Annotated in this window: 30 protein-coding genes and 1 pseudogene; 19 read left to right on the plus strand and 12 right to left on the minus strand. The window is 64.7% G+C overall.

Annotated elements, in window-relative coordinates:
* The first annotated feature begins 102 nt into the window (after positions 1-102).
* The gene (locus tag ASD80_RS01265; RefSeq protein ID WP_056227805.1) at positions 103-1050 is read left to right on the plus strand and encodes a DnaJ C-terminal domain-containing protein; all 948 of its coding nucleotides are present in this window, start codon (positions 103-105) and stop codon (positions 1048-1050) included.
* A 147-nt stretch (positions 1051-1197) separates the two neighbouring features.
* On the opposite strand, the gene ASD80_RS01270 is transcribed toward ASD80_RS01265, so the two are convergent.
* Positions 1198-2139 carry an L-threonylcarbamoyladenylate synthase gene (locus ASD80_RS01270; RefSeq protein ID WP_056228221.1) on the minus strand — a complete coding sequence of 314 codons (942 nt, stop codon included), beginning with the start codon at positions 2137-2139 and terminating at the stop codon, positions 1198-1200.
* Positions 2140-2207: 68 nt separating this feature from the next.
* On the opposite strand from ASD80_RS01270, the gene ASD80_RS01275 reads away from it, so the two are divergent.
* The 5 genes from ASD80_RS01275 (at position 2208) to ASD80_RS01295 (ending at position 5433) form a co-directional block, all read left to right on the plus strand.
* Positions 2208-3155: a histone deacetylase family protein gene (locus tag ASD80_RS01275; protein WP_056227808.1), complete on the plus strand. Its 948-nt coding sequence runs from the start codon at positions 2208-2210 to the stop codon at positions 3153-3155.
* A 9-nt stretch (positions 3156-3164) separates the two neighbouring features.
* On the plus strand, positions 3165-3407 hold the full coding sequence (locus tag ASD80_RS01280; protein ID WP_056227811.1) for an exodeoxyribonuclease VII small subunit: 243 nt from the start codon (positions 3165-3167) through the stop codon (positions 3405-3407).
* Positions 3408-3554: 147 nt separating this feature from the next.
* Complete coding sequence (locus ASD80_RS01285) at positions 3555-4160, plus strand: SCO family protein (RefSeq protein ID WP_056227814.1); 606 nt, start codon at positions 3555-3557, stop codon at positions 4158-4160.
* Complete coding sequence (locus ASD80_RS01290; protein ID WP_056227816.1) at positions 4157-4894, plus strand: TlyA family RNA methyltransferase; 738 nt, start codon at positions 4157-4159, stop codon at positions 4892-4894. The genes ASD80_RS01285 and ASD80_RS01290 overlap by 4 nt, the downstream gene beginning before the upstream one ends.
* A gap of 236 nt (positions 4895-5130) precedes the next feature.
* On the plus strand, positions 5131-5433 hold the full coding sequence (locus tag ASD80_RS01295) for an alkylphosphonate utilization protein (RefSeq protein ID WP_056227820.1): 303 nt from the start codon (positions 5131-5133) through the stop codon (positions 5431-5433).
* Positions 5434-5639: 206 nt separating this feature from the next.
* Here the strand turns inward: ASD80_RS01295 and aroC are convergent, their stop codons facing one another.
* From aroC to ASD80_RS01320, 5 genes are all read right to left on the minus strand, one after another.
* Positions 5640-6755, minus strand: a complete 1116-nt coding sequence (gene aroC, locus ASD80_RS01300) for a chorismate synthase (protein WP_056227823.1) — start codon at positions 6753-6755, stop codon at positions 5640-5642.
* Positions 6756-6867: 112 nt separating this feature from the next.
* A complete protein-coding gene (locus ASD80_RS01305; protein WP_056227824.1) occupies positions 6868-7494 on the minus strand; it encodes a histidine phosphatase family protein in 627 nt (208 codons plus the stop codon).
* A 54-nt stretch (positions 7495-7548) separates the two neighbouring features.
* On the minus strand, positions 7549-7938 hold the full coding sequence (locus ASD80_RS01310; RefSeq protein WP_056228224.1) for a type II toxin-antitoxin system VapC family toxin: 390 nt from the start codon (positions 7936-7938) through the stop codon (positions 7549-7551).
* A 14-nt stretch (positions 7939-7952) separates the two neighbouring features.
* The gene (locus ASD80_RS01315; protein ID WP_200950190.1) at positions 7953-8207 is read right to left on the minus strand and encodes an antitoxin; all 255 of its coding nucleotides are present in this window, start codon (positions 8205-8207) and stop codon (positions 7953-7955) included.
* A gap of 61 nt (positions 8208-8268) precedes the next feature.
* On the minus strand, positions 8269-8880 hold the full coding sequence (locus ASD80_RS01320; RefSeq protein WP_056227830.1) for a histidine phosphatase family protein: 612 nt from the start codon (positions 8878-8880) through the stop codon (positions 8269-8271).
* Between the two features lie 113 nt (positions 8881-8993).
* Between ASD80_RS01320 and ASD80_RS01325 the strand changes: the two genes are divergently transcribed.
* Positions 8994-10409 (plus strand): FAD-binding oxidoreductase, encoded by a 1416-nt coding sequence (locus ASD80_RS01325; RefSeq protein ID WP_056228226.1) that lies wholly within the window; start codon positions 8994-8996, stop codon positions 10407-10409.
* A 205-nt stretch (positions 10410-10614) separates the two neighbouring features.
* On the plus strand, positions 10615-11172 hold the full coding sequence (locus ASD80_RS01330) for a hemerythrin domain-containing protein (RefSeq protein WP_056227832.1): 558 nt from the start codon (positions 10615-10617) through the stop codon (positions 11170-11172).
* Positions 11173-11413: 241 nt separating this feature from the next.
* On the opposite strand, the gene ASD80_RS01335 is transcribed toward ASD80_RS01330, so the two are convergent.
* Entirely contained in the window at positions 11414-12142 is a 729-nt protein-coding gene (locus ASD80_RS01335; protein WP_056227835.1) for an SOS response-associated peptidase, read from the minus strand.
* Positions 12143-12208: 66 nt separating this feature from the next.
* Between ASD80_RS01335 and ASD80_RS01340 the strand changes: the two genes are divergently transcribed.
* From ASD80_RS01340 to ASD80_RS01365, 6 genes are all read left to right on the plus strand, one after another.
* Positions 12209-12610, plus strand: coding sequence for an NUDIX hydrolase (locus ASD80_RS01340; RefSeq protein WP_056227838.1), 402 nt, complete (start codon positions 12209-12211; stop codon positions 12608-12610).
* Between the two features lie 12 nt (positions 12611-12622).
* Positions 12623-12988 (plus strand): TIGR02301 family protein, encoded by a 366-nt coding sequence (locus ASD80_RS01345; RefSeq protein ID WP_056227841.1) that lies wholly within the window; start codon positions 12623-12625, stop codon positions 12986-12988.
* A 134-nt stretch (positions 12989-13122) separates the two neighbouring features.
* Positions 13123-13383, plus strand: a complete 261-nt coding sequence (locus ASD80_RS01350) for a hypothetical protein (protein WP_056228229.1) — start codon at positions 13123-13125, stop codon at positions 13381-13383.
* 238 nt (positions 13384-13621) lie between these two features.
* Entirely contained in the window at positions 13622-14452 is an 831-nt protein-coding gene (locus tag ASD80_RS01355; RefSeq protein WP_056227843.1) for a YgfZ/GcvT domain-containing protein, read from the plus strand.
* A gap of 96 nt (positions 14453-14548) precedes the next feature.
* Positions 14549-15151 carry an HD family hydrolase gene (locus tag ASD80_RS01360; RefSeq protein ID WP_056227845.1) on the plus strand — a complete coding sequence of 201 codons (603 nt, stop codon included), beginning with the start codon at positions 14549-14551 and terminating at the stop codon, positions 15149-15151.
* Between the two features lie 127 nt (positions 15152-15278).
* A complete protein-coding gene (locus ASD80_RS01365; protein WP_056227848.1) occupies positions 15279-15725 on the plus strand; it encodes a hypothetical protein in 447 nt (148 codons plus the stop codon).
* Here ASD80_RS01365 and ASD80_RS19270 read toward each other — a convergent pair.
* From ASD80_RS19270 to ASD80_RS01380, 3 genes and pseudogenes are all read right to left on the minus strand, one after another.
* Positions 15722-16135: pseudogene (locus ASD80_RS19270) on the minus strand (cell wall hydrolase); the annotation flags it as partial. The gene ASD80_RS01365 and the pseudogene ASD80_RS19270 overlap by 4 nt on opposite strands.
* An 807-nt stretch (positions 16136-16942) precedes the next feature.
* Positions 16943-17497, minus strand: a complete 555-nt coding sequence (locus tag ASD80_RS01375) for a hypothetical protein (protein ID WP_210168423.1) — start codon at positions 17495-17497, stop codon at positions 16943-16945.
* A 77-nt stretch (positions 17498-17574) separates the two neighbouring features.
* On the minus strand, positions 17575-19857 hold the full coding sequence (locus ASD80_RS01380; protein ID WP_156460269.1) for a putative PEP-binding protein: 2283 nt from the start codon (positions 19855-19857) through the stop codon (positions 17575-17577).
* 99 nt (positions 19858-19956) lie between these two features.
* Here ASD80_RS01380 and ispH point away from each other — a divergent pair, with 99 nt between their 5' ends.
* The 4 genes from ispH (at position 19957) to ASD80_RS01400 (ending at position 23124) form a co-directional block, all read left to right on the plus strand.
* Complete coding sequence (ispH, locus tag ASD80_RS01385; RefSeq protein WP_056227859.1) at positions 19957-20928, plus strand: 4-hydroxy-3-methylbut-2-enyl diphosphate reductase; 972 nt, start codon at positions 19957-19959, stop codon at positions 20926-20928.
* The gene (locus tag ASD80_RS01390; protein ID WP_056227862.1) at positions 20925-21455 is read left to right on the plus strand and encodes a GNAT family N-acetyltransferase; all 531 of its coding nucleotides are present in this window, start codon (positions 20925-20927) and stop codon (positions 21453-21455) included. The genes ispH and ASD80_RS01390 overlap by 4 nt, the downstream gene beginning before the upstream one ends.
* Positions 21448-21921, plus strand: a complete 474-nt coding sequence (gene rnhA / locus ASD80_RS01395) for a ribonuclease HI (RefSeq protein WP_056227865.1) — start codon at positions 21448-21450, stop codon at positions 21919-21921. The genes ASD80_RS01390 and rnhA overlap by 8 nt, the downstream gene beginning before the upstream one ends.
* A gap of 114 nt (positions 21922-22035) precedes the next feature.
* Positions 22036-23124, plus strand: coding sequence for a GSU2403 family nucleotidyltransferase fold protein (locus ASD80_RS01400; RefSeq protein ID WP_056227868.1), 1089 nt, complete (start codon positions 22036-22038; stop codon positions 23122-23124).
* Here ASD80_RS01400 and ASD80_RS01405 read toward each other — a convergent pair.
* Positions 23121-24113, minus strand: a complete 993-nt coding sequence (locus ASD80_RS01405; RefSeq protein ID WP_056227876.1) for a DUF808 domain-containing protein — start codon at positions 24111-24113, stop codon at positions 23121-23123. The genes ASD80_RS01400 and ASD80_RS01405 overlap by 4 nt on opposite strands.
* Before the next feature lie 164 nt (positions 24114-24277).
* On the opposite strand from ASD80_RS01405, the gene ASD80_RS01410 reads away from it, so the two are divergent.
* Entirely contained in the window at positions 24278-24520 is a 243-nt protein-coding gene (locus ASD80_RS01410) for a hypothetical protein (protein WP_056227879.1), read from the plus strand.
* Here the strand turns inward: ASD80_RS01410 and glyS are convergent.
* Positions 24517-26541, minus strand: coding sequence for a glycine--tRNA ligase subunit beta (gene glyS, locus ASD80_RS01415; protein ID WP_056227882.1), 2025 nt, complete (start codon positions 26539-26541; stop codon positions 24517-24519). The genes ASD80_RS01410 and glyS overlap by 4 nt on opposite strands.
* Positions 26542-26595: the final 54 nt, after the last annotated feature.

The raw sequence follows: 26595 nt of genomic DNA on the forward strand, positions 1-26595 counted from the left end.
GAATCATCCCTTCGTCGCGCATAACTGGACATTACCGGGGGCGGTGGCCATATAGGACTTGAACCTTGGGCGAAGCAACGCCCTCGACATTGAACGGACCAAATGCGCGATCCTTATACCGTGCTTGGGGTGCCAAGATCGGCGAGCGAGAAGGACATCAAGTCCGCCTATCGCAAGCTGGCCAAGAAGTATCACCCCGACCAGAACCCGGATGATCCCTCGGCGCACGGCAAGTTTGCCGAGGCGACCAATGCCTATGACCTGCTGACCGATGCCGGCAAGCGTGCCCAGTTCGACCGTGGCGAGATCGACGCCGACGGCAATCCCAAATTCGCCGGCTTCAATCCCGGCGGCTTTGGCGGCGGCGCGCGTGGCGCTCGCGGTGGTGCGGCCGGCGCGGGTTTTTCGGCCGAGGACATCCTCAAGGAATTCATGAGCGGCTTCGGTGGCCAGCAGCGCGGCGGCATGGGCAATGGCCGTGGCCCGGCTGGCGGCGCCCAGTGGGACCCCTTTGCCGGCGCAACAGCCGGCGGCGGCCGCAGCATGAAAGGCGAGGATATCGTGGTCAACGCCACGATCTCGCTGGAAGATGCCCACCAAGCCAAGCCGATCGATGTGCGCATGCCCTCGGGCAAGGTGCTGTCGGTCAAGATCCCGGCCAAGGTCGAGGAAGGCCAGCAGATCCGCCTCAAGGGCCAGGGCTCGCCCGGCATGGGTGAACCCGGCGACGCCCTGGTCACCGTGCGCTTCGAGAAATCCAAACAATTCCGCCGCGACGGCGCCGACCTGCGCACCGACGTTTCGCTGGCGCTTTACGAAGCCGTACTCGGCGCCAAGGTCCGCGTGCCCACGCTTGACGGCTCGGTCGAACTCAACCTGCCCCCCGGCGTCGACACGTCAAAGGCCCTCCGCCTCAAGGGCAAGGGCCTCCATGGCGATGGCGATCTCTATGTAAACCTGCGCGTCGTCCTGCCCCCCGGCGGCGATCAGGACCTTGAGGCCCTGGCCCGGTTCATGCGGGACCAGAAGCCGTATAAGGTGCGGGATTAGCCTTCCTTACCTCTCCCTTTGGGGGAGAGGTCGGCGCGCAGCGCCGGGTGAGGGGGCCTTTGCATGGTGCAGTGCGTGGGAAAGGCCCCCTCACCCGCCTTGCTTCGCAAGTCGACCTCTCCCCCGAAGGGAGAGGTTAGAGCAGCTCTAATCCCTCGGCGCCGCCGCCCTTTGCAGCCGATCATTGATCGCCTCGCCCAGCCCCTCCTCCGGGATCGGAGCCACCGCAATCACCCCCACCCCCGCCGCATCCAGCTCATGCAGCATCGCAAACAGGTTCCGCGCCGCCTCGTGCAAATCCGCCGCCGGCGACAGGTTCCGCGTCACCCCATCGAAATCCGGTGCCGCCCCAAACGCCAGATAAGCCTCGCCATCCCGCGGCGCCGCATTGAGCCGCATCTGCGCATTGGGCGCATAATGGCTCGCCAGCATCCCCGGCGCCGCCACCGCGGCACTCTTCTCCGCCACAGCCACGGCAAGCCCCAACCGCCGCTCGATCTCCGCCCGCGCCACCGCCCCGGCGCGCAATTGCACCAGCCGCTCACTCTCCACCCGGATGATCGTCGATTCCACCCCCGCCCGGCACGGCCCGCCATCGAGCACCGGCACCGTGCCGCCAAAGCCCTGCCGCACCTGCTCCGCCGTGGTCGGCGACAGCCGCCCCGATGGATTGGCCGATGGCGCCGCCAGTGGCCTGCCCACCGCCGCGATCAGCTCCAGCGCCAAGGCATGGTCGGGAACCCGGATCGCCACGCTGTCGAGCCCGGCCATGGCCACATCGGCCAGCCCGTTGCCCTTCTTTGCCGGCAGCACCAGCGTCAGGCTGCCCGGCCACAGGCTCGCCACCCTTCGCGCCAGCGGCGAAAACTCCGCCAGCGCCTCGGCCATGGCCAGGTCGGCGCAGTGGATGATCAACGGGTTGAAACGCGGCCGCCCCTTAGTCTCATAGATGGCCAGCACGGCGTCGGCGTCGGTCGCGTCGGCGCCCAGCCCATAGACGGTCTCGGTGGGAAAGGCGCAGAGCCTGCCCGCGCGCAGCAGGGCGGCGGCTTCGGTCACGGTTCGGGGGTCGACGGCGGGTTCGGTCATGGCCGGTTGTTTGACAATGCCGCCCTCGCGCGTCAAGACGAAGGAGCGAATCAGGAGACCAGCCCCCGGTGACCACGCTGCTCGTCAGCCAGCCGAACTTTGCCGATCACGTCACGCCGCAGGGGCACCCCGAGCGTGCCGACCGCATTCGCGCGGTCGAGGATGCGCTGAGAAGCCCGCGCTTCGACAAGCTCCTGCGCCGCGATGCGCCCACCGGCGACCTGATGCTGGCCGAGCTGGTCCACGATTCCAGCTATCTCGCCCATCTGCGCCAGGGCCGCCCGGCCGAGGGCATCGGCCAGCTTGATGCCGATACCTTCATTTCGGCCAATTCGCTCGCCGCCGCCGCCACCGGCCTCGGCGGTGCATTGGCGGCGCTCGACGCGGTGCTGCTGGGCGAGGCCGACAATGCCTTCTGCGCCATTCGCCCGCCCGGCCATCATGCCGAAATCGCCACGCCCATGGGCTTCTGCCTCATCAATACCGCGGCCATCGTGGCCCGCGAGGCGCAGCGCAAATATGGCGCCGAACGCGTGGCCATCGTCGATTTCGACGTGCATCACGGCAATGGTACGCAGGATATCTTCAAGTCGGATCCCACGGTCTTCTACGCCTCCAGCCACCAGATGCCGCTCTATCCGGGCACCGGCAAGGCCGGCGAGACGGGCGTCGGCAACATTGCCAACACTCCCCTCGCCCCCAATACCGGCGGTGAGTCCATGCGTGACGCCTATCAGTCCCGCATCATCCCGGCGCTGATCGATTTCGCACCCGATCTCATTCTCATCTCCGCCGGCTTCGACGCCCATGAGCGTGACCCGCTGGCCCAGCTCAACTGGCAATCATCCGACTATGGCTGGCTCACGGGAAAGTTGATGGATGCGGCGGCGCGGTGCTGCGGCAACCGCATTGTGTCGCTGCTCGAAGGTGGCTATGACCTCAAGGGCCTGGCGGGGGGTGTTTCACACCATGTCGCCATGCTGATGGACGGCGCCACCGGGCGCCTCGACGAGTAGGATTTCACCATGGCCGACAATGACGACGTCAAGACGCTGAGCTTCGAGGCCGCCCTGGCCCAACTCGAGGAAATCGTCGGCAAGCTCGAATCGGGCCGCGCGCCCTTGGCCGAATCCATCGCCATCTACGAGCGCGGCGAAGCCCTCAAGAAGCATTGCGAAGCCCTGCTGCAGGCGGCCGAGGCCCGCATCGAGAAGATCACCCTCTCCCGCGACGGAAACCCCACTGGCACCGAGCCGCTGGACGCGTAAAATCGTGCCACGCCCTCGTGGTTCGAGGGTCGCTACGCTCCCGCCTCACCATGAGGGCTGTTGGAGCACCGAGCCAAGAGTAGCCCTCATGGTGAGGTGCGCGTTCTTCACGAGCCTCGAACCACGAGGGCGTGCCACCGAGGCAACATGACAACCCCCGCATCCCTCCGTAATTTCCGCATCGCACTCTGGGCGCTGGTCGCCGTCGTGGCCATCGGCGCCACCGCGCTCTACCTGTTCCGCCCCCCGACCCGCCCGCTGGGCGTTACCGGCCAGCCATTCGAACTCGCCTCCACCAAGGGCGGCAGCTTCACGCAGGACAGCCTCAAGGGCACGCCCAGCCTCATCTTCTTCGGCTACACCTTCTGCCCCGATGTCTGCCCCACCACGCTGGCCGAAACCACCGCCTGGCGCGCCGCACTCGGCCTCACGCCCGAACAGCTCCGCATCATCTTCGTCACCGTCGATCCGGCGCGCGACACGCTCGATACGGTCAAGGGCTATGTCGAAGGCTTCGACCCCTCGATCATCGGCCTGGTCGGCGACGAAGCGCAGACCGAAGCCGTCAAGGCCGCCTTCGGCGTCGTCGGCGAAAAGGCCGATGGCTATGCCGCCGACGACCCCTATTACCTCGTCGACCACACCGCCCAGACCTTCCTCATCGACGCCGACGGCACCTTCAAAAGCACCGTCGCCTATGAGGAAGCTACCGATACCGCCATCGCCAAGGTCAAGCGCCTGGTCGAGGGATGAGCGAGCGCATCCGCCTCGATCTCGCCCTCGAGCAGCGCGGCCTGCTGCCCAGCCGGGCCCGCGCTCGCGACGCCATCCTGCGCGGCACTGTCACCATAAACGGCGTCACCGCCCACAAGCAGAACCAGATGGTCGGCGCAACCGACACGCTGGCGCTGAGCGACCCCGCCGCCAACTACGTGTCCCGCGCTGCCCTCAAGCTGGTCGCCGGCCTCGATGCCGGCGGGATCGACCCCAGCGGCAAGACCTGTCTCGATGTCGGTGCCTCGACCGGCGGCTTCACCCAGGTCCTTATGGAGCGCGGTGCCGCCCGCATCTATGCCGTCGATGTCGGCCACGACCAGCTGCATGCGCGCCTCAAGGGCAGCACCCGCGTCATCGGCATGGAGGGCATCAACGCCCGTGACCTGACCGCCCAGACCATCCCCGAGCCGATAGACCTGCTGGTCTCCGATATCAGCTTTGTCTCGGTCACCAAGGTTCTCGCCGCGCCGCTGGTCCTTTGCACGCCGACCGCCGACGCGGTGATCCTGTTCAAGCCGCAGTTCGAAGTGGGTCGCCAGAATGTCGGCAAGGGCGGCATCGTCACGGATAATGCCGCCATCGCCACTGCCCTCGCTGAAGTCATCGCCTTCTTCGAGGCACAGGGGTTTCGGCACCGGGTATCGGTCCCCTCGCCCATCGCCGGCGGCGACGGCAATGTGGAGACAGTGCTGGTCTTCAGACGAGGCTGATTGCCACGCCCCTCATTGTTCTGTTCTCGCAAAGGGCTACCGGTACATTGCGCCAGGAGTAGCCCTCATGGTGAGGTGCGCGTTCTTCACGCGCCTCGAACCACGAGGGCGTGGCGCACGCTGTTCCCACAAACCCGCCGCAGCCACGCAGCGACCGCAATCAGAACCCAAATTTGTCCTTGCCGCCCGCTTCGGCTAGGGCATGGCACCCCCCGATATCTCGACAGGATTCCAGCATGACCGATGCCAATGACGACTATGTCTATGACGAACAGACCGGCGAATGGCGCCCGGCGTTCGAACTGGCGGCCGAGGCCGCAGCCGGCCCGACCGTAGTCGACGCATCGGGCACTGTGCTGGCCGATGGCGATTCCGTCGTGCTGATCAAGGACCTCAAGGTCAAGGGCGCCGGGCAGACCCTCAAGCAGGGCACCGTCATCAAGTCGATCCGGCTGACCGACAATCCCGAGGAAATCGACTGCCGCCACGACGCCATCAAGGGCCTGGTGCTGCGCACCGAATTCGTGCGCAAGCGCTAAGCGCTAGGGTCAATCGACATTCAGGCTTTGGCAGTATTGCGGGGAAAATCCAACCTACCCCACCCACCGGCGCCTCCCGCGGACTTGATCCGCGGGTCACTTTCAACACGGCGCAAGCTGCGAGAGACCCGCGGATCAAGTCCGCGGGAAGCGCTGGTGGGTGTTGATGTCGTCGCGCCTGATTACCGACCGATCCTGGCAGCCGCTCAGTTCCGCTCGAACCCCACGGCCCCATCCCGGCCGGTCTGCCCGCGATGCCGCAGCGCATGGTCGGCCAGCACCAGCGCCATCATCGCCTCGCCCACCGGCACGGCACGGATGCCGACGCAGGGGTCATGCCGGCCTTTGGTCACGATATCGGTGTCCTCGTTGCCCGTCGTCACCGTCTGTCGCGGCGTCAGGATCGATGAGGTCGGCTTCACCGCGAAACGGCAGACGATGGGGTCGCCGTTGGAAATTCCCCCCAGAATGCCGCCGGCATGGTTGGAAAGGAAATACGGCCGCGCCTCGCCCGAACGCATCTGGTCGGCATTCTCGATGCCGGTCAGGCTCGCCGCCTCGAAGCCGGCGCCGATTTCCACGGCCTTGACCGCATTGATGCTCATCATGGCCGAGGCGAGGTCGGCGCTCAGCTTACCATAGATGGGCGCACCCCAGCCAGCCGGTACATGCTCGGCCACGACCTCGATGACCGCCCCCACCGAATTGCCCTGCTTGCGGATGCCGTCGAGGTAGTCGGCCCAGAGCGACGCCGCCTTGGCGTCGGCGCAGAAGAACGGGTTCTCGTCCACCTGATCCCAGTCGAAATTATTGTAGTCGATCTTGTGCGGCCCCACCTGCACCAGGCTGGCGCGGATGGATATGCCCGCCAGCACCTGCCGCGCCACCGCGCCCGCCGCCACCCGCGCTGCCGTTTCGCGCGCCGAGGTGCGGCCACCGCCGCGATAGTCGCGAAGGCCGTATTTCTGGTCATAGGTATAGTCGGCGTGGCCAGGCCGATACTTGTCGCGGATTTCGGCATAATCCTTGGAGCGCTGGTCGGTATTCTCGATCAGCAGCGAAATCGGCGTCCCGGTGGTGCGCGGCCCATCGGTGCGCTCGTCCTCGAACACGCCTGAGAGGATTTTCACCGCGTCGGCCTCGCGCCTTTGCGTGGTGTATTTGCTCTGCCCCGGCTTGCGCCGGTCCAGGTCGCGCTGGATCATGTCCGGCGTCAGGCTCAGGCCCGGCGGGCACCCGTCCACCACCACGCCCAGCGCCGGCCCATGGCTCTCGCCCCAGGTGGTGAAGCGGAAGAGATGTCCGAACGTATTGAAAGACATGGCGCGCCCCCGTGGTTGCGGGCTTTCATAAAGCGTTTTCAGGAAAAGTGGGAAACACTTTTCCGCTCCGAAAACGCGGCTTCAAAAGTCGGCCCGGCGCGATAAGGTCAAATCAATCCACGCTGTCCCACGTGTTGGTCGCCGAATAGAGCGTCATGCGGCCCCGCACGAAATGGGCAACGGCGCCCTGCGGCGGCGGCCAGCTCACCACCTGGTCGCGCTCCACGCCTTCGACGAGGTGGCGCAACACCCGCAGCACCCCGCCATGGGCCACGACCACGGCATGCTGGGTCAGTTCGCGGGCAAAATCGAGCAGGCGCAGCGCCACGTCATCGTAGCTTTCGCCCTGTTCGGGCCGGTAATGCCAGCGGTCGTGGTCACCCACCAGGGCCTGTTCGCGCGCGATTTCGGAGTGGAGCCGGCCCTCATGCGTGCCGAACGAGATTTCGAGCAGTCGCGGATCGAGCACCACCGGCGGCAGGTCCGTGTCGAAGGCGGCCCGCATGCGCTCCATGGTCTCGGCCGCCCGGCCGAGCGGGGAGGCGAACCAGCGAAGCGACAGCGGGTCGACATTGTCCCGTTCCAGCAATTCCCGCAGCAGCACGCCGCTGGCATCGGCCTGCTTGCGGCCCGTATCGTTGAGGGGAATGTCCAGGGTACCCTGGTAACGCCGCTCGCGATTCCAGTCGGTCTCGCCATGCCGGGCGAAATAGAAGTCCGGCCAATCCAGTTGTGTCATCGATTTTTCCGCGCTACGTGCCCCGGCGCCTTCTAGGCAGCGCCGCGCGTCAGGTCAATCGAGCCAGTTCTCGACCCGCAGATCGGGCACGCGGGAGAATTCGCCGATGTTGTCCGTCACCAGCGGCACATTCAACGCAAGCGCATGAGCAGCGATGAACAAGTCATTCGGACCGATTGGCCGACCTTCCTTTGCCAATCGGTCGCGCAGATTTGCGTAAATTTCGTCAACTGGCGGTTCTAGCGGCAGGATCGTGACAAATGACAAGGCCCACTCGATCTGATGCTGAAGCCGCTGGGAATTGACCCGCGCTATTCCGTATCGCAACTCACTGGCGACGATGATGGATATGCCGGTGCTTTGGACATTATATCGCCTGATGCGCTCCGCCACATGACCAGCCGGGAAGCGCATGAAATGCGACATAATATTAGTATCGAGCATCAATTCGATGTCGATCAAAGTTTTATGTCATCCAGCGGAAGCAACCCCTCATCGACATCTGGCCAATCAACGTCGATCGTTTCCATTTGGTCGAGCAGTTCGGCCCAGGTAAGAGGGCCTTTCGATGTCTCCCCGGTCGGCTCGACAATCAGGCGCTCACCGTCCTTGGTGACGGTGACTTCAGTCCCAGGCATCTCAAATCCAGCGGGAACTTTTATCGCCTGTCCATCGATCGATTGAAAAAGACTGGACTTCTTGATCTCGTTCACGGACGCCTCCATCGGCTGACCTCGCCAATATAAGCCCGAACCGCGCCTGCAACAACCGCCGCTATCCCCGCAACAGCTCCATCCGCCCCGGCGTGAAATGCATGACCGCGTCCTGCGGCGGGGCCCAGTTGATCACTTCCACGATCGGCGCATGCTCGATCAGCACGCGCAGGGTCCGGGCGATGCCGCCATGGGCCACCACCACCGAGGGCCCCTTGAGCACGCTGGCGAATTCGGCCAGCCGCGCCTCGACATCGCGGTAGTTCTCGCCATTCTCGGGGCGATAGTCCCAATAGTCCTCGGTGCGTTCGCCCGGCGCGATGGCCATGTTGGCCGGAAGCTGCTCGAACAGTTCTCCCTCCAGCACGCCGAAGGAAATCTCCATCAGCCGCACGTCATATTTCACCTCGGGCAGGTGCGCATCGAACCCGGCCCGCACCCGCTCCATGGTCTCGCGCGTCCGCCCCAGGGGCGAGGCGTGCCATTCGAAGGCCTGCGGATCGAGCCCGCGCGCGGCGAACAGGGCGGCAAGCGTCCTGCCATTCTGGTTGGCCTGGCCGCGGCCCTTGTCGTTGAGCGGAATGTCCTTGCGCCCCTGATAGCGGCGTTCGGCATTCCAGGGGGTTTCACCATGCCGGACAAAGTAGATTTCCGGCCAGACGAGGGCTGTCATGACATTCCCGCGCCGCCAAGCCGGCGCGTCCTAAGGCAGTGGAGTCGTTGCGCTGGTTGTGGCACATGGAGGATCAGTTCGCCAGCCGCCTGACACCAAGCTCCGGTTTTGCCATGCCCCTTTCCGCCGCCGATATCGTTGCCCAGCTCACCGCGCTTGTCGGCGCCAATGCGGTCATCGGGGAAACCGGGCGAATGGTTCCCTACCTCAACGAGCCTCGCAAGCGCTTCCACCAGAAGGCGGCCGCCGTGACCCTGCCCGCCTCGGTCGAGCAGGTGCAGGCCATCGTCCGCTGGGCCAATGAAAACCGGGTCGGCCTCATCCCCCAGGGCGGCAATACCGGGCTGGTAGGCGCCCAGGTGCCCCTGCGCGGCGACGAAGTCATCGTCAGCCTTGCCAGACTCGACCATATCCGCGTCCTCGACACCGCCGCCGGCACCATGACGTCAGAGGCTGGCACTATCCTCGAAAACGCCCACAAGGCCGCCGAGGCCGAAGGTATGATCTTCCCGCTCTGGCTGGCTTCGCAGGGCTCGGCCCGTATCGGGGGCCTGCTCTCTTCCAATGCCGGCGGGGTCAATGTACTGGCCTATGGCAATGCCCGCGAGCTCACCATGGGCGTCGAGGCCGTGCTGGCCGATGGCCGCCTCTACCGGGGCCTCAATTCCCTCAAGAAGGACAATACCGGCTACGACCTCAAGGATCTGCTGGTCGGCGCCGAAGGCACTCTGGGCATCATCACCGCCGCCACGCTCAAGCTCTTCCCCAAGCCGGAAGATTACGAAACCGCGCTGATCAGCATTACCGGGCCGGAAGCCGCGCTCACCCTGTTTCAGGTCCTGCGCGAACGCATCGGCAGCCGGCTCAATGCCTTCGAGATCGTGCCCCATATCGGGCTCGAGATGCAGCTTCGTCATGGCGTGCTCGACCGTGACCCCAGCGCCGGCCCGTCCCCCTGGTATGCGCTGATCGAAGTCAGCCGCATGAAGGGCGGCGCGTCCGGCGCGCTGATGGCCGCCATAGAAGCCGCCTTTGCCGATGGCCTGCTCGATAATGCCGTCTTCGCCGAATCCCTCGCCGACCGCACCCGCATGTGGGCCTTCCGCGAGCAGATGAGCGAGGTGCAAAGCCAGGAAGGCGCCTCGATCAAGCACGATGTCTCGGTGCCCATCGCCGCGGTGCCCCAACTCATCGCCGAGGGCAGCGCCGCCGCCCAGCGCCTGGTCCCCGGCATCCGCCCGGTGCCCTTCGGCCATATGGGCGACGGCAATATCCACTTCAATTTCAGCCAGCCCGTCGGCGCCGATGCCAAGGCCTTCATGGCCAGCGCCGACGAAATCCTGCACGAAGCCATCTACGAAATCGTGCTGCGCCTGGGTGGCTCGGTCTCGGCCGAACACGGCATCGGCCAGCTCAAGGTGGACCTGCTCAGGCAGGTCAAGGATCCGGTGGCGCTGGACATGATGCGCTCGATCAAGACCGCGCTCGATCCCAGGGGCATCCTCAATCCGGGAAAGATGCTGGGCTAGTGGCACGCCCTCGTGGTTCGAGGCGCTGAAGAAGCGCACCTCACCATGAGGGCTCCTGGTACACCGAGCTGGAAGTAGCCCTCATGGTGAGGCGGGAGCGCAGCGACCCTCGAACCACGAGGGCGTGCCACGGTCACATGAAGGGCACCCAGTTCCCCACCGGTGCCGTCTTGCACTCATCCTGCGCTGGCCCCATCTATCCGCCATGCTGCTCAACATCACCTTCCTCGACGACGCCACCCGCCCCCCCGTGCCCAGGCTCGAAGGCCTGACCGACGCTCAGCGCGCCCCCGGCGAACATCTGCGCATGATCCACGATCACCTGCGCGCCAACATGGTCACCCTCGGCAAGCTCATCGAACGCGCCAATGCCGGCAGCGTGACGCCGGCCGAGATCGCCACCGAAACCGGTGATCTGGCCATGGTCGCCAACTACCGCCGCTTCGGCAATCTCTGCGGCCAGCATTGCGGCATTGTCGACACGCATCATTCCATCGAGGATCACCACCTCTTTCCAGTGCTCGCTCTGCAGGGGCCTGCCTTCAAGGCCATTGCCGAGCGGCTGACGGCCGAGCATGTGGTAGTGCATGAATTGCTCGAACGCCTCGTCACCGCCCTCAATGCGCTCGCTGCCGAGCCGACGCCTACGCGCTTCGAAGACGCCAAAACCGTCTACCACGCCCTCGAACGTGTCCTGCTGTCCCATCTCGGCTGGGAAGAAGACGCCATGGGCGACGCGCTGGGCTATTTCGGGATTATGTAGCGACTACCCCGCTGGCCCCATCCACCGGCCCCACCCTCCCCCCTTGAGGGGAGGGAAGCGAGATAGGACCTAGCGTTTGCTAAGTCCGTTGAATCGAGCAGGGTGGGGGTGTCGCGGGTTCCACGAACGCGGACCTTTGGGGCATCAGCAACCCCCTCCCTAGCTTTGCTACGGCCCTTTGGGCCGAGCGACGCTACCCTCCCCTTAAGGGGAGGGTGTGGACCGAGGCCACGGCGCCCCCTCAGAACAAATCCAGTTGCCCACCCCCGGCGACCTTCTTCGGCCTCGGCTCCGGCCGCACCACCGTCACAGGCTCGATCAGCCCGGCATCGTCGTCCCGCGCCGAATTCACCCGCGTCGACACCGGATGAAACTTCAACGCCCCATCCTTCAGCGGCAATGCCAGCTGCCCGGCCTCGCGCGCCCGCACGTTGCGCACATTCAACCAACCCTCGATCGCTTCGCCCTCGAGGATGGCCGGCATGCGGTGATGGATTTCCGACAACTGTTCATTGGCCGGCACGGTGATCGTCGCCACGCTGTCGATCTCCTCGCCATTGGGGCCCATCCAGCTCGTATAGAGCCCGGCCAGCGCCATCGGCCGGTCGTCTTCCATGGTGATGTAATAGGGCTGCTTGGATTTGTCCGGATTGGTGTGCCACTCATAATAGCCGCTGGCCGGAATGATGCAGCGGCCATGCTTCAGCGCATCGCGGAACGCCGGTTTTTCGGCCATGGTTTCCACCCGTGCGTTGACCAGCAGTGGGAAATCGCGCGGATCCTTGACCCAGCCGGGCACCAGGCCCCAGCGGGCGAAATGCGCCTCGCGCCGGCCATGCGCCTCCCAGATGGCCGCCACCGGCTGGGTTGGCGCGATATTGTAGCGCGGCACCAGGTCGATGGAATTGAACAGCTTGAACAGCTCTTCCATCATTTCGGGCGGCAGCGTCGAAGCGTAGCGTCCGCACATGGTCGCACTCCTGAATCAGCAAACAACAGGTAGTCTGCGATCGACCGAATCGCAAATGAGCCTCAAGTGACCGAAGACGTTCCCAACGCCGCCAGCGTCGCCCTCGTCCGCGACGGCAAAGTGCTGCTGATCAAGCGCGCCTATGCGCCCTATCAGCATCTGTGGACCCTGCCCGGCGGCCGCGCCGAGCCGGGCGAGAGCATCGAGCAATGCGCCATCCGCGAAATATCGGAGGAGGTGGGCCTCACCATCCGCAATCCCAGGCCCGTGCTGGTGCAGCCGCTTGGCCGCGACGGCACATTCCGGCTGGCGGTGTTCGCTACCCGCGATTTCTCCGGCCAGTTGCGCGCCTCCGACGAGATCGCCGACCACAAATGGCTCGACCCGGCGGCCCTCATTGCCCTGCGCACCACCAGCCGCCTCGATGACGTGCTTGCGAGAGCCTTCGCAGTTCTGGCGCAAGGGTGATAAGCAATCGCCATGAAGCGCATTCGCCTCGCCATCGCCCTGCTGCTTGCCTTGGGCACTGCCCCGGCCTTCGCCATCGACCCGCCCTATCAGCGGCAGATGGAGCGGCTTGCCGAGATCATGGGCAGCCTCTACTTCCTACAGCCGCTTTGCGAAGCCGGCACCGAGGACTGGCGGGCCCAGATGGCCGAGCTCATCGCGCTGGACGAACCCGACGAAGACCGGCGCCAGCGCCTCGCCGGGGCCTTCAATGTCGGCTACACCGCCTATTCGCGCTTTCACCGCGCCTGCACGCCGGCCGCGCGCGAGGCCCTGACGCGCCTGCTGGTCGAGGCCGAGCGCATCGCGCGCGACATCCATACGCGCTTTGCCGAATAGGCGGGCGATGATTCCCCGCCTACATGCGGCCCTCTCCGTACAATCGCGCACCGCCCGTTAACCTTCGGGTTACTTCCCGCGCGCCGGTTGGGGCCCTTCATGCTAACCCAAACGTCATGACCACGAGCAAAACCATGTTTGCATCCGCTTCCGGGGCTGCCATCTTCGACCGTGAACAGGGCGAACGGCAACTGGCGCTCGAATATCTCGCCGAGGCCTGGCATGGCGCCGAGGACGATGGCGTGCAGAGCGCGTCGCTGGCCCATGCCTCGCTGTTCGCGGCCTTGGCCACCTTCGTCAAGATGCACGGCGACGAGGCCACCGCCGACCTCATCGCCCTGCTGCCCGACCGCATCCGTTCCGGCGAATACAACCTCGACCGCATCCTGCAATAGCGCGCCATTCTCTCGGCTGCTGCCCACCCTCCCCTTGAGAGGTGGGGCTATCGCATATGCAATGTTTCAGTCGTCTCCCTCCCCTTGCGGGGAGGGATCAAGGGTGGGGGAGGGCTGGAAATGCCGACGAACACCGGCATCGCCGCGCAAGAGAGCGCCGGCAGGGACAACGCCACCCGACATCCTTGAAAATACCGCCCCGCTGCGCCATGTCTTGGGTCCTCCTGGGAAGACCATCATGACCATCCATCTGCGCGCCGACCGCGCCGTATTCCGTTTCTCCGGCCCCGACGCGCATAAGCTGCTTAACGATGTGGTCACCGGCCACGTTCCAGCCGGCGACAGTGACACGGCCGCCTGGTGGGCCCTGCTCTCGCCCCAGGGCAAAATCCTGGCCGAAGGCCTGGCCGGCTGGGCCGAAGATGGGCTCTGGCTCGACGTTCACCAGTCGGTGGCCGACGACTTCCTCAAGCGCATGAAGATGTATCGCCTGCGCGCTCAGGTGGTGATCGATGATCTGCGCGAAACCCACCGCGTCGGCTTCACCACCGAAGCGCGGCCCGATGCCATCAGCCATATCGACCGGCTCGGCGCCGCCCGCATCGGCTGGCGCATCGTCGCCCCCCTCGCTGCCGCCGTCGACTGGTCGACGGATGACGCGGTGTATCATGGCGCCCGCATTGCCGCTGGCCTCGCTGAACAGGGCGCCGATTTCCCCGCCAACGATGCCTTCGCCCACGATATTGGCCTCGACATCCTTGATGGCATCGACTTTGCCAAGGGCTGCTATGTCGGCCAGGAAGTGGTCAGCCGCATGAAGCATCGCGGCACCGCCCGCCGCCGCCCCGTCATTGTCACTGGTATCACCGCTCCGGCCGGCAGCGCCCTGATCGCCGGCAGCCGCGAGGCCGGCACGATCGGCCAGGTGGTCGACGGCCAGGCCGTCGCCATCCTCCGCCTCGACCGCATCACCGATCCCGAAGCGGTAACCGTGGACGGCAAGCCGGTCACCGTGACGCTCCCCGCCTGGGCCACCTATGCCTTTGGCGGAAGCGAAATGGTCGAATAGTACAAGCCGGGCTCGCCCGGACCCGTCACGGACGTTCTGCGAATCGTCCCTTGATGCTAATCTCGATGCTAACAGTCTGTTAGCTTTTGGGGACCGATGGCACGCACTAGCGCACGCGCCTGGCAACGCATGTTGTCGGGGCGCCGGCTCGATATCCTCGATCCCTCGCCGATGGATGTGGAGCTCTCCGACATCGCCCACGGCCTGGCGCGAGTCGCCCGCTGGAACGGCCAGACCGAGGGGGATTACCCATTTTCGGTGGCCCAGCATTCGGTGCTGGTGCTGGAGTTATTCCGCGCCCACAATCCCGATTGCGATGCCGTCTCGCAGGCGCAGGCGCTGCTGCATGATGCCCCCGAATATGTGATGGGCGACATCATCTCGCCCTTCAAGGCGGCGATGGGCGGCAACTACAAGGATGTCGAAAACCGCCTGCTCTCGGCCATCTATCTGCGTTTCTCGCTGCCCGCCGCCATGCCGGCGGCCCTCGCCAAACAGGTCAAGAAGGCCGACCGGGAAGCGGCCTTCTTCGAGGCCATCCATCTGGCCGGTTTCGAGGATGCGGAAGCTCGCAAATTCTTCGGCGAACCGAGCCTGCCGGCCTTCGACGTGGATGCCTTCGATCGGCTGATCCGCCCCTGGCCGACCCGCGAGGCGCATGACCGCTTCATCGCCGCCTTCGAAGCGATTTCGGTCTAGAGGCCAAGGGCTTGGCTCCTGTGGACATTAACCCTAACCAAGGATGAACTTTGCCCTGTCGGGGCTGCTATGGTTTCTGAACCGTTAAGACAATGTCGCCATTCGCTTCATTTCGGGACGGAACGCCATGAACCTGCCAGATCGCCATCTCCTGCTCGGCATGACTGTCGGCGCCCTCTGCGCCACCGCCCTTGCGGCCATCGGACCGGGCATGGTTTTCGAGGCTTTTGCCGATGAATTCACGCCCAGCGGCATCGATGCCGCGAGCCTGGTCAGGTTCGAGGACCGTGACTACACCGTCGACTACGACGCCTCCGTTGCCACCGATCCGCTCTCGACCACCACGGTCAAGAAGGTCGAGGCCGGCAAGGTCAGCTATGTCACCATCACCACCACCGCGACCGGCACTTATTCCACCGATGCGATGTTCTCCAGCCACGTCCAATATCCGGGGATAAGTGTCGAGGCGGCCGAGCCCGCGCGCAACGTCTTCAGCTACTGGACCAATGGCCGCTGGTCGGCCTTCCGCACCGGCACGGCCGGTTCCTTCTCCTACTACGGCTCGACCCGCTAGCCGAACAGCCAGCCGCGCTTGAACTTGTAGAAGATATGCAATCCGATCTGGGTAACCTTGGTCATGCGGGGCGCCCAGGCCGGCCGGACATAGCTGGCGTGGTAGTGCGTCGCGTCGCCGACCTCGGTCAGGTAGAGCTGGCCGTCGGTAAATCTCTTTGCAATATCCTCGGCTTGCGCCCATGAGCGGCCATCGTTGACGGTCTCGGGAATGCCGTCGCAGGCAAACGAGAACTGGCAGGAATTGCGCCGGCTCTGGTTCTGGAACACCACCCCGCAGATGGTGTCGGGATAGCGGTAATCCTTGACCCGGTTGAGCACGACCTGGGCCACCGCCACCTGCCCGCGATAGCTTTCACCCCGCGCCTCGAAATAGATCGCGGTGGCCAGGCACCACAGTTCCTTGTCCGATACCTGCATCGCCGTGCCACTCGAAAAGCCGCCGGTAACCGGGGCTGTGGCGCGGGCATAAGCCAGTTGCTCGGAGGCCATGACCGGCATGGGCGTGCTCATTGCGGGCGCGATGCCGGCAATAGCGTCGAGCGCCGCCGCAGTCGCCGGATCGATGGACGCCACCGACATGCGCGGCCCGATCTCGACATCGCCCGTCGGCTCGATGGCCACGTCGGCTATGCGCGACTGCCCCAGGGCCGTCGGATCAGCGGGTCCACCGCGCAGGGCCGCAAGGCGAATGCGGACGTCTTCGAAGCTGCGGGAAATGGCAAGCACATCAACCGGCGGCCGCATGCGATCGGTCTTTTCGGCCCGGTTCGGGCCGGTAAAGCTGGCGGTTTCGAACAGGCGATCGACCGAACCGGTGATAACCGGATCGACGCCGGCATAAGAAATACTGGCGGCGACCAGATCGACATCGGACGGCAGGGCGTCAGCAAGGTCGGCAGCCGGGCCAAAGGCGCCGTTGGTGAGCCCGGCATAGCCGAGGCCACAAAAAATCCCGACGACCAGAAGCCTGGTGAAGGGATGTCGGCGAACCGCTCTGACCGGGCGCGAACGCACCGGCCGGTGGGAAGAAGCCATCAAACGCTACTCAACGCTACGCAACAAAACTACTGATCGGCGAAAGTGACGCTAAAATGCCGACAATTGTTATGATGTCCGATTAGGGTTAGCGCTGGGTAAACAGGCTTTGAGGCGCAGCAATGGGTTAACCATGGCCAGCGCCCGGCGGGAATGTGACTGACAGCTTTGTCGCAGGCGTCAGGCGCCGCAGGCACCCCTGATCGGCGCCACCTGATCGGCAAATTCATCGACGCGATAGCGCACCGTGAGCGAACGCGAACTGACCGGCGTGACCCGCACTGTGAGGTTTGTCGCGCCAGCCACGCTCTGGATGAAGTCCAGGGAATCCCGGGTATTGTTGAGGAGGATCGCGGTGTTCTCGGCATTGACCGGCAGAGTGCGGCTGCGCGCCGCCTGCAGGTCGAACTGCCAGGTAATGCCTGCATCGTTGCCCAGCGCCGACATGGTGTTGCCGGCAAAGGTGAAGGCCACGGTGAGCACGCCCGCCGCGCACGCAACCGTAATCGTCGCGGGTTCGCGGCCATTGGGCCGGGCGGGGATAAGTTGCTCGGATTCGAAGACCACCAGCGCGTCGTCGCCCACCGCCGGGGCGGCAAAGGCCGCATCGAAGCAGGCCAGACGGTCAGCGTCGACCGCGATCGCGGTGCATTGGGAGCCGGCCGGCTGGGCCATGACGGCCGGAGTGGAAACAGTCAGCAGCGGCAGCAGCGCCAGAACCGGCAAAAATCTCACGTCGGTATGCCCCATTCCCTTTTGTGCCGGCAGCCGCCGGCTGGTCCCCCTTCATATGGGGATCCTTGCCTCGCTATTTAAGCAGAAGCCTGCGCCAGCGTCAGCCGTGCAACCGGGACACGATAGGGTGAGCAACTCACATAGTCGACGCCCAAACCGGCAAAGAATTTCAGCGATGCCGGATCGCCGGCATGTTCGCCGCAGATGCCGATCTTGAGCCCCGGATTGGCCGCCCTGCCCCGCTCGATGGCAATGGCGATCATCTCGCCCACGCCCTTCTCGTCGATGGTGACGAACGGGTCGCGCTCATAGATGCCCTTGCGCTGGTAGGCCGCAAGGAAGGTCGGCGCGTCGTCGCGGGAAATGCCAAAAGTGGTCTGGGTCAGGTCATTGGTGCCAAAGGAGAAAAAGTCCACCATCTGGGCAATATCCCCGGCGCGCAGGCAGGCGCGCGGCAATTCGATCATGGTGCCGAAGGAGAATTTGGCGCGGTCCGTGCGCAACAGGCCCGAATTGGCGGCGATGGCGTTGAACCGATCGCGCACCCAGGCGACCTCGCTGGCGGTCGATACGAAGGGCACCATGATCTCCACGGCCACCGGCTCGGTCTGGGTCTCGCTGGCGGCCCGGACACCGGCCATCAGCGCCTGCATCTGCATCTGCAGCATTTCCGGGTAGGTGATGGCCAGCCGCACGCCGCGATGGCCGAGCATCGGGTTGATCTCGGCTATCCGGTCCAGATTTATCCGCAATGCCCGCACGGCAAGACCCAGCGACGCTGCGGTTTCCTCGATTTCCTCGTCATTTCGCGGCAGGAATTCGTGCAACGGCGGATCGAACAGACGCACGGTCACCGGCAGGCCGTGCATGGTCGAGAACAAAGCCGAATAGTCGCCCGTCTGGTAGTCGACCAGCCCGTTGATGGCCCGGCTGCGATCGTCTTCGTCCTCGCTGAGGATGACGCGGCGCAGGGCCACCATGCGCTCGGGCGAAAAGAACATATGCTCGGACCGCGCCAGGCCAATGCCCTCGGCGCCGAAGCTCAGCGCCGTCATCGCCGATTCGACCGTCTCGGCATTGGTGCGCACCGAGATTTTGCGGCTGGCATCGGACCAGCCGAGCAGCGTGCCGATGGCGCCGCCGATATGGGGCTGGGCCAGCGGCAACTGGCCGGCATAGACCTGCCCGTCGCTGCCATCGATGGTCAGCCGGTCGCCGCTGCGGAATTCACGGTCGCCGATGCGACAGATCATTTCGTTGGTATCGACAGACAGCGTCCGCACGCCGGCAACGCAGGGCTTGCCGGTGATACGGGCAATCACCCCGGCATGGCTGGTCATGCCGCCACGCGCCGTCAGGATGCCGGTTGCCGCCTTCATACCCTCGATATCGGCGGGGCCGGTCTCGTTGACCACCAGGATGCAGTGCTTGCCGCGCGCCCGCAGTCGCGCTGCATCTTCGGGGTTGAAGACGATGGCGCCGCTCGCCGCCCCCGGCGAGACGCCGAGCCCGGTGGCGATGGGCGCAGCGCCCTCGGTGGATTTGAGCCGCGGATGCAGCAATTGGGTCAGCCGGGTCGGATCGACGCGGGTTACAGCATTCTGCGCCGACCAGACCTTGCGGTTGACCCGGTCGACCGCCGCTTCCAGCTCGGCTGCCGCGGTCACCTGCACCGGCCGTGCCGAAAGAAACTGCACCTGCCCGCGCCTGATGGCGACCAGGCAGTTCATGTGCCGGCCGGCCTTGGCGTCGAGCAGGTCGACCAGCGCCGCGATGGAATCGGACATGCGCGGCAGTGGCGCGCCATTGACCGGTGCCGGCCCCATCGCCCCGGTTACCGCGTTGCGGGTCAGGAATTGCTCGATCTCGCCATCGGCGGCCGCCTGCACCAGCACGATCTGGCGGCCGCGATCCTCATCGGAGCGGCCGGTCCAGCCCTGGCCGAAGCCGTAGCTGTCGAACGCTGCCTTGATGGCCTTGGCCAGCGGGCGCGCCGGATCGACCGAATCTTCGGGATTGGCCGGCGCGGCAATGCCCATCTTGGCCGGCATCAACCCGCCATTATGCGCCGCTGCCGAGGTGCGCACGACCAGCGTCGGCGGCTTGGCATCCTTGCCCACCAGCTTGAACAGGCAGGCCACCCAATGGGTGCGCAGCTTGGTTTCGCGGCGGGAGCGCTCGCCTTGCAGCGCCTCCCAGGCCGCACGGGTGAGCGCGATGGTGGGCACGGTGGGAAAGCCGGCTTCGCCGACGCGGAAAATCCAACGCGCCTTGCCGCTCAGGAGCTTGAGCTGGCTGGCGGATAGATTCGCTTTCCCCATGGCGGGGGCAATCGCGAACATTTCCTGCGCCAAGCTCACCGTTAAGTCCTTGCCATATTTGAAGACGCATATTGCCTATGAGCCGGTGCGACCGCAACAAGACTTGACTTGCTGAGGCGCTGAAAGCATCTGACTGATATGGAAAAGCGGCCACAACTAGACATTCTGCTCTGTGCCCCGCGCGGTTTTTGCGCCGGCGTCGACCGAGCCATCCAGATTGTCGAGCTCGCCCTCGAGAAATACGGCGCGCCGGTCTACGTGCGCCATGCCATCGTGCACAACAAATACGTGGTCGATGGCTTGCGCGGCAAGGGCGCGGTGTTTGTCGAGGAGCTGAGCGAAATTCCAGAGACCGATGCACCGGTGGTGTTTTCGGCCCATGGCGTGCCCAAGTCGGTGCCGGCCGACGCCCGTAGCCGCAACATGTTCTTCCTCGATGCCACCTGCCCGCTGGTCAGCAAGGTGCATGTCGAGGCACAGCGCCATTTTGCCGAAGGCCACGAAATCGTGCTGATCGGCCACAAGGGGCATCCCGAGGTGGTCGGCACGATGGGCCAGTTGCCGCCTGGGGCCATCACCCTGGTCGAAACGGTGGCCGACGCGATGGTGTTCGAGCCGAAGGATCCGGAAACCCTGGCTTTCGTCACCCAGACCACGCTTTCAGTGGACGACACGCGCGAAATCGTGACGGCGCTGCGGCAGCGCTTCCCCGCCATCAATGGCCCGCACAAGGAAGATATCTGCTACGCCACCACCAACCGGCAGGAGGCCATCAAGGCCGTGGCGCCGGAAGTGGATGCGATGATCGTGGTGGGCTCGCCCAATTCCTCCAATTCGCTGCGGCTGGTCGAAGTCGCGGAACGCGCCGGCTGCAAGAATGCCATGCTGGTGGATCGCGCCGCCGAGATCGACTGGTCGCGCTTCGAGGGTATCAGGAGCCTCGGCGTTTCGGCCGGCGCATCGGCCCCCGAAAAGCTGGTGGACGAGGTGATCGACGCCTTTGCCCAGCGCTACGACATCAAGGTCGAGGCGCGCGTCACGGCCAAGGAAAATATCGCCTTCAACATTCCGCGCGAACTCCGCACCATCGAAGCCGCCGTCGCCAGATGAGCGAACTCGACCTGCTCGAAACCGAGCGCCTGGTGCTGTCCGGCTGGCGCATGGACCAGGTGGACGACTTGGTGCGCCTGCATGGCACCGAAGCCATTGCGCGCTATCTGAGCGTGGACGGCAAGCCCTGGACCCGCGAACAGGCAGAAACGGCGCTGGCGGGCTGGATCGCGCTGTTCGAGAGCCGCAAGCTGGGCAAGCTGCGGCTCACCCGCAAGTCCGACGGCGCCTTTATCGGCCGCGCCGGCTACGGCATTTATCCCCCTACCGGCGAACCCGAGTTAGGCTATGCGCTCTTTGGCGAGCATCATGGGCAGGGTTATGCGAGCGAGGCGGCGAGGGCATTGCGCGACTGGATCTTCCGGGATACCGACGCCACCCATTTCATCGGCTTTGCCGATACCCGCAACGCTCCCTCGCTCGCCATCCTCCGCAAGATCGGCATGGTCCCGACGCGGGTCGAAAGGGAGCCTGGCGGCCTCCTCTGCCAATTCCACATCTACGAACGCCCGGCCGGTCATGACTGATACCGTCATCATCCATACCGACGGCGCCTGTTCGGGCAATCCCGGCCCCGGCGGCTGGGGCGCCATTCTCGAATATGGCGGCCACACAAAAGAGCTTAAGGGCGGCGAGGCGCTGACCACCAACAACAAGATGGAACTGACCGCCGCCATCGAGGCGCTCAACGCGCTGAAGCGCCCCTGCACGGTCGAGCTTCATACCGACAGCCAATATGTGAAGAATGGCGTGCAGAAGTGGATGCACGGCTGGAAGCGCAATGGCTGGAAAACCGCCGACAAGAAGCCGGTGAAGAATCTCGAACTCTGGCAGGCGCTGGACGAAGCCACCAAGCGCCATACGATCGAATGGAAATGGGTCAAGGGCCATGCCGGCCACGAACTCAACGAGCGCGCCGATCAACTTGCCAATGAAGGCATGGCGCCGTTCAAGCCCAAACGGCGCGAAGAGAGGCTGATGCCGCCGGTTTAAGGCGCCCTCGCCAGTAGGTTATAACTTTTTCGCGAAAAAGGTATAACCGACACTTGCTGACTGCGTAAGCATCCCGTTATAATCTTTTCGCGAAAAAGTTATAACGAGGATGCGATGAAGGAAATCGACCTGATCTATCGCACAATGTTCGCCGAGCTCGATCAGCGAACACTGGACGGCAGCTTTGAAGCCGCCTTCCCGGTCAGCGGCAACTTCGTAAAGGCCAGGGTCAAGGAACGGGACTATTGGTACTTCAATGATCCCAAGGCCACTCCCGTCCGCCGCTATGTAGGCCCGGTGGACGATAGCGAGATCAGCAAGCGGGTCGAGGAATTCCGCACGATAAAGAATGACCTGAAGTCCCGCCGCAAACTGGTGGCGACGCTGACTCGCGAGGCAGGGCTGCCGGCTCCCGAGCGCATGACCGGCGACGTCGTGGAAATGCTGGAGCGCGCGGGTCTATTCCGCCTGCGCGGGGTATTGATCGGAACGGTCGCATTCCAGACCTATTCGGCCTATCTCGGCGTGCGGTTGCCGGGTGCCTTGATGCAGACCGGTGACGCGGACTTCGCTCAGTTTCACTCGATCTCCGCGGCCGTGGAGGATTCCCTCCCCCCGGTTGCCGATCTGCTCAAAACGCTCGACCCCAGCTTCCGTCCCGTTCCGCATCGATCTGGCGGACTCCAGAGTACGCAATACGCCAATGCAACCGGCTACAAGGTCGAATTCCTCACCCCCAATCGCGGCAGCGACGACAATGCGGACAAGCCGGCGGCAATGCCCGCGCTGGGGGGAGCCTCGGCCGAGCCGTTACGCTATCTGGATTTCCTGATTTTCGAGCCTGTGCGCACCACCATGCTGCATCGCAGCGGTGTATCGGTTCGCGTTCCCAGCCCGCAACGGTTTGCCGTCCACAAATTCATCGTGGCGAGCGCCCGACTGTCCGACGCCAACGGCCAGGCGAAACGCGACAAAGACTTGCAGCAAGCCAAATTGCTGTTCGAAGCCATGGCCTTGACCAGAAGGCAGGACGATCTCGCCGAGGCGTTCTCCGAGGCATGGCGGCGTGGCGCGCAATGGCGAGCTGCAATTGGGCGCGGCATAAGTTTCCTGTCCTCAGCCGACAGGACCGATGTGCTTGACGTGCTGAATGCCGGCCTCGCCGACCTGGGGGAGACTCTTACCGACCTGCCCAAGCCCTAAGCGGCTGGATCACGCCGCTTAGGCAGCAGCCCCTTGATCGCCTTCAGCGCCGGCGCGATGACATAACCCGCGATCGGGATCATCACGGCGCCCAGAGCCAGGCCGAAGATGAAGTCTACAGCCGCCGTGGCAAACCATCCGGCGACACCAGCAATGGCCGGCAGGGCGTGCTCGGCCCAGTGGGCCGCAATTTCGACGACCTGTTCGGGCCATCCAAAACCGAATTCATGCAGCCCGTGCACGATGATGCTGCCGCCGACCCAGGTCATGGCGGCGGTGCCGACAACGCTGAGGATCTGCATGAAGACCGGCATGAAGACCACCAGGCCACGACCGAAGGCACGACCGGCGCCAGTGTGCGCGTTGCGAGCCGTCCAGACGCCGAAGTCGTCGCCCTTGACGATCAACGCCACCGCGCCATAGACGGCGATGGTGATGCCGACGCCGGCCAGGGCCAGGATGGCCGCTCGGGTCCAGAAGTCGGGAACTTCGATGGCCGCCAGGATGATGGTCATGATCTCGGCGGAGAGAATGAAATCGGTCTGGATGGCGCCCGCCACCTTCTGGTCCTCAAGCGATTGCGGCGCGATAGCGACCGGCTCGAGGCCCGCTTCATGGACCTCGGCGTCATGCGGTGCCAGAGCGTGGAACACCTTTTCGGCGCCCTCGTAGCAAAGATAGGCGCCGCCGATCATCAGCAGCGGGGTGATCAGCCAGGGCGCGAAAAGACTGAGCAGCAGCGCCGCCGGGAGCAGGAACAGCAGCTTGTTCCTGATCGATCCCCAGGCGATCTTGCCGACAATCGGCAATTCGCGATCAGCGGTGAAACCCTGCACATAGTTGGGCGTGACCGCAGCGTCGTCGATCACGGCGCCGGCCGCCTTGACGCCGGCCTTGGCCGCCTGCCCGGCCACATCGTCCAGCGAGGCCGCCGCAACCTTCACCAGGCCCGCGACATCATCGAGCAGGGCCAGCAATCCAACACTCATGGAATTATCCTTCGATAGCGCCGGATTGATTTGGCATTGGCGCGGGCGCAGCGCAACATCTGGTGATGATCCGCCCATTTGCAATCACCTTGGTCGCTCTTGGTTTGACAACTGCACCGGCTCTGGCTCAGTTTCCGCCGCCGGGCGTATATCAATGCGTCGACATGAACGGCGCGGCCTTCGGCACGCTAACCCTGCTGGTGGCCGGCGACTACGATTTCGCCTCGAGCGCTACCCTGGGCGGCAGCGGCCAGGTGGCCTCGTCGGGCAACAGCGTCAACGCACTCACCGGCCCGCTGGCCGATATCGGCCTCACCGGCAGCTTCATCACGGATGAACGGGGCGAGGCCTCGTTCATGTTCACCACGGCATTGGGCAGCGTACTCTGCGCGCTGCCCGCAGGTTAGCCGGCAACCTTCGAAAAATCCGCCACCAGATGCATGGTGTCGCGCAGGCGGGCCAGCAGGTTGAGGCGATTGGCGCGTACGGCCTGATCGGCATCGTTGACCAGCACGGCGGTAAAGAAGGCGTCGACCGGACCGCGGAGCGTCGCCAGTTCGGCCATGGCGCCCTTGTAGTCGTCCTTGCCGATATGGCTGGACACAGCGGCGTGGACGGCATCGACGGCAAAGGCCAACGCCGTTTCTTCCGACAGCTTCAGGGCGTCCTGGTCGACAGCACCTGCATAGGGCTTGCCGTCCTTCTTTTCCTCGGCGGCGAGAATATTGGCGCCGCGCTTGTAGCCCGCCAGCAGGTTCTGCCCGTCGGCTGTTGACAGCAAAGCGGACAGAGCCTCGGCGCGCTGGGTGATCTGCAATATGTCGTTGCTGTCAGCCGAGATCACAGCATCCACAAGATCGTGCCGCGCCCCCGCATCGCGCAGCGAGACCTTGAGCCGGTCATGGAAGAAGGCCAGCAGGTCGGGCTCGACCTTGAGCGGGAAGCGCAAGCCATTTTCCGAAATGATGCGGATGACACCCAGCGCCGCGCGGCGCAGGGCAAACGGGTCGCGCGAGCCGGTGGGCTTTTCGTCGATAGCCCAGAAGCCGGTCAGCAGGTCGAGCTTGTCGGCCAGGGCCACCGCGATGGAGACCGGCTCGGTGGGCACCTTGTCGGTGGGGCCGAGCGGCTTGTAGTGCATTTCCACCGCGGTCGCGATGTCTGATGGTTCGCCCTGCGCCGTGGCGTAATAGCGGCCCATCAGCCCCTGCAATTCCGGGAATTCGCCGACCATGCCGGTCGTAAGATCGGCCTTGGCCAGCATGGCGGCACGCTTGGCGCGTTCCGGATCCGCACCAACCTTCGGCGCGATCTCCGCCGCCAGCTTCACCAGCCGTTCGACGCGGGCGAATTGCGTGCCCAGCTTGGCGTGAAACACCGTTTCTTCCAGCTTGGGCAAGCCATGTTCCAGCGGCAAAGCCAGGTCGCCGCGATAGAAGAAGGCGGCATCGCTGAGGCGGGCGCGAATGACGCGCTCATTGCCGGCAGTGATGACCGCGCCGCCATCGGCGGCAATCGTATTGGCGGTGATGATGAAATTGGGCGCCAGCTTGCCGCTGGCATCGCGCAGGCAGAAGCATTTCTGGTTGGCGCGGATGGTGGCGATGATGACTTCCTCGGGCAGTTCGAGGAAGGCCGGATCGAACGAACCCATCATGACGACCGGCCATTCCACCAGCCCGGCGACTTCTTCCAGCAGCCCCTCATCGGCAATGACGGTCAGCCCCTGCGCGAAGGCGAGTTGGTCGGCATCGGCGCGGATAATGTCCTTACGGCGGTCGATATCGAGCACCACCTTCGCGCGCTCCAGCGCCTCGACATAATCGTCGAAGCGGCGGACGCGGATCGCTTCAGGCGCGAGGAAACGATGGCCGAACGTGGTCTGCCCGGCTTCCAGGGTGCTGGAGGCGAAGGGGATCACCACCGGCTCTTCGTTTTCGGCGCCGAAGGTTGCGGTTATGGCGCGCAGCGGGCGCACCCAATTGAAGCTGCCGCTGCCCCAGCGCATCGACTTGGCCCAGGGGAAATCGGTCAGGACTTTCGGCAGGATGCCCGAGAGCAACTCGACCGCATCGGCGCCCGGCTTGTTGATGTGGGCGACATAGAAGTCACCTTTCTTGGGGTCGCTTTCGACCTTGGCCTCGTCGATGGAGCCGAGGCCCGCCGAACGCAGGAAGCCATCGATGGCGGGCTGCGGCGCGCCGAGTTTTGGGCCCTTCTTTTCCTCGCTTGTATCGGGCGAACGGGCCGGCAGGCCGGTGACGGTCAGCGCCAGCCGGCGCGGCGTCACGAATGCCTTGGCGCCCTCGTAGACCAGGCCCGCATCGACCAAGGCATTGGTCACGGCCTTCTTGAGATCATCGGCCGCGCGCCGCTGGAAGCGGGCCGGGATTTCCTCGGAAAAGAGTTCGAGCAGCAGTTCGGGCATGGCGGATACCGGGATTGGAAAGGCGCGGTTTGCTTAGCTTGGGCCGGCGGGGAT

This window comes from Devosia sp. Root635, from assembly GCF_001427605.1.
Lineage (GTDB): Bacteria > Pseudomonadota > Alphaproteobacteria > Rhizobiales > Devosiaceae > Devosia.

Bases quoted from the DNA above. Each gene is read 5' to 3' on its own strand.
- ASD80_RS01265 (WP_056227805.1), top strand. From the start codon at position 103: ATGCGCGATCCTTATACCGTGCTTGGGGTGCCAAGATCGGCGAGCGAG.
- ASD80_RS01270 (WP_056228221.1), bottom strand. From the start codon at position 2,139: ATGACCGAACCCGCCGTCGACCCCCGAACCGTGACCGAAGCCGCCGCC.
- ASD80_RS01280 (WP_056227811.1), top strand. From the start codon at position 3,165: ATGGCCGACAATGACGACGTCAAGACGCTGAGCTTCGAGGCCGCCCTG.
- ASD80_RS01285 (WP_056227814.1), top strand. From the start codon at position 3,555: ATGACAACCCCCGCATCCCTCCGTAATTTCCGCATCGCACTCTGGGCG.
- ASD80_RS01290 (WP_056227816.1), top strand. From the start codon at position 4,157: ATGAGCGAGCGCATCCGCCTCGATCTCGCCCTCGAGCAGCGCGGCCTG.
- ASD80_RS01295 (WP_056227820.1), top strand. From the start codon at position 5,131: ATGACCGATGCCAATGACGACTATGTCTATGACGAACAGACCGGCGAA.
- aroC (WP_056227823.1), bottom strand. From the start codon at position 6,755: ATGTCTTTCAATACGTTCGGACATCTCTTCCGCTTCACCACCTGGGGC.
- ASD80_RS01305 (WP_056227824.1), bottom strand. From the start codon at position 7,494: ATGACACAACTGGATTGGCCGGACTTCTATTTCGCCCGGCATGGCGAG.
- ASD80_RS01310 (WP_056228224.1), bottom strand. From the start codon at position 7,938: ATGCTCGATACTAATATTATGTCGCATTTCATGCGCTTCCCGGCTGGT.
- ASD80_RS01320 (WP_056227830.1), bottom strand. From the start codon at position 8,880: ATGACAGCCCTCGTCTGGCCGGAAATCTACTTTGTCCGGCATGGTGAA.
- ASD80_RS01325 (WP_056228226.1), top strand. From the start codon at position 8,994: ATGCCCCTTTCCGCCGCCGATATCGTTGCCCAGCTCACCGCGCTTGTC.
- ASD80_RS01330 (WP_056227832.1), top strand. From the start codon at position 10,615: ATGCTGCTCAACATCACCTTCCTCGACGACGCCACCCGCCCCCCCGTG.
- ASD80_RS01335 (WP_056227835.1), bottom strand. From the start codon at position 12,142: ATGTGCGGACGCTACGCTTCGACGCTGCCGCCCGAAATGATGGAAGAG.
- ASD80_RS01345 (WP_056227841.1), top strand. From the start codon at position 12,623: ATGAAGCGCATTCGCCTCGCCATCGCCCTGCTGCTTGCCTTGGGCACT.
- ASD80_RS01350 (WP_056228229.1), top strand. From the start codon at position 13,123: ATGTTTGCATCCGCTTCCGGGGCTGCCATCTTCGACCGTGAACAGGGC.
- ASD80_RS01355 (WP_056227843.1), top strand. From the start codon at position 13,622: ATGACCATCCATCTGCGCGCCGACCGCGCCGTATTCCGTTTCTCCGGC.
- ASD80_RS01360 (WP_056227845.1), top strand. From the start codon at position 14,549: ATGGCACGCACTAGCGCACGCGCCTGGCAACGCATGTTGTCGGGGCGC.
- ASD80_RS01365 (WP_056227848.1), top strand. From the start codon at position 15,279: ATGAACCTGCCAGATCGCCATCTCCTGCTCGGCATGACTGTCGGCGCC.
- ispH (WP_056227859.1), top strand. From the start codon at position 19,957: ATGGAAAAGCGGCCACAACTAGACATTCTGCTCTGTGCCCCGCGCGGT.
- ASD80_RS01390 (WP_056227862.1), top strand. From the start codon at position 20,925: ATGAGCGAACTCGACCTGCTCGAAACCGAGCGCCTGGTGCTGTCCGGC.
- rnhA (WP_056227865.1), top strand. From the start codon at position 21,448: ATGACTGATACCGTCATCATCCATACCGACGGCGCCTGTTCGGGCAAT.
- ASD80_RS01400 (WP_056227868.1), top strand. From the start codon at position 22,036: ATGAAGGAAATCGACCTGATCTATCGCACAATGTTCGCCGAGCTCGAT.
- ASD80_RS01405 (WP_056227876.1), bottom strand. From the start codon at position 24,113: ATGAGTGTTGGATTGCTGGCCCTGCTCGATGATGTCGCGGGCCTGGTG.
- ASD80_RS01410 (WP_056227879.1), top strand. From the start codon at position 24,278: ATGAACGGCGCGGCCTTCGGCACGCTAACCCTGCTGGTGGCCGGCGAC.
- glyS (WP_056227882.1), bottom strand. From the start codon at position 26,541: ATGCCCGAACTGCTGCTCGAACTCTTTTCCGAGGAAATCCCGGCCCGC.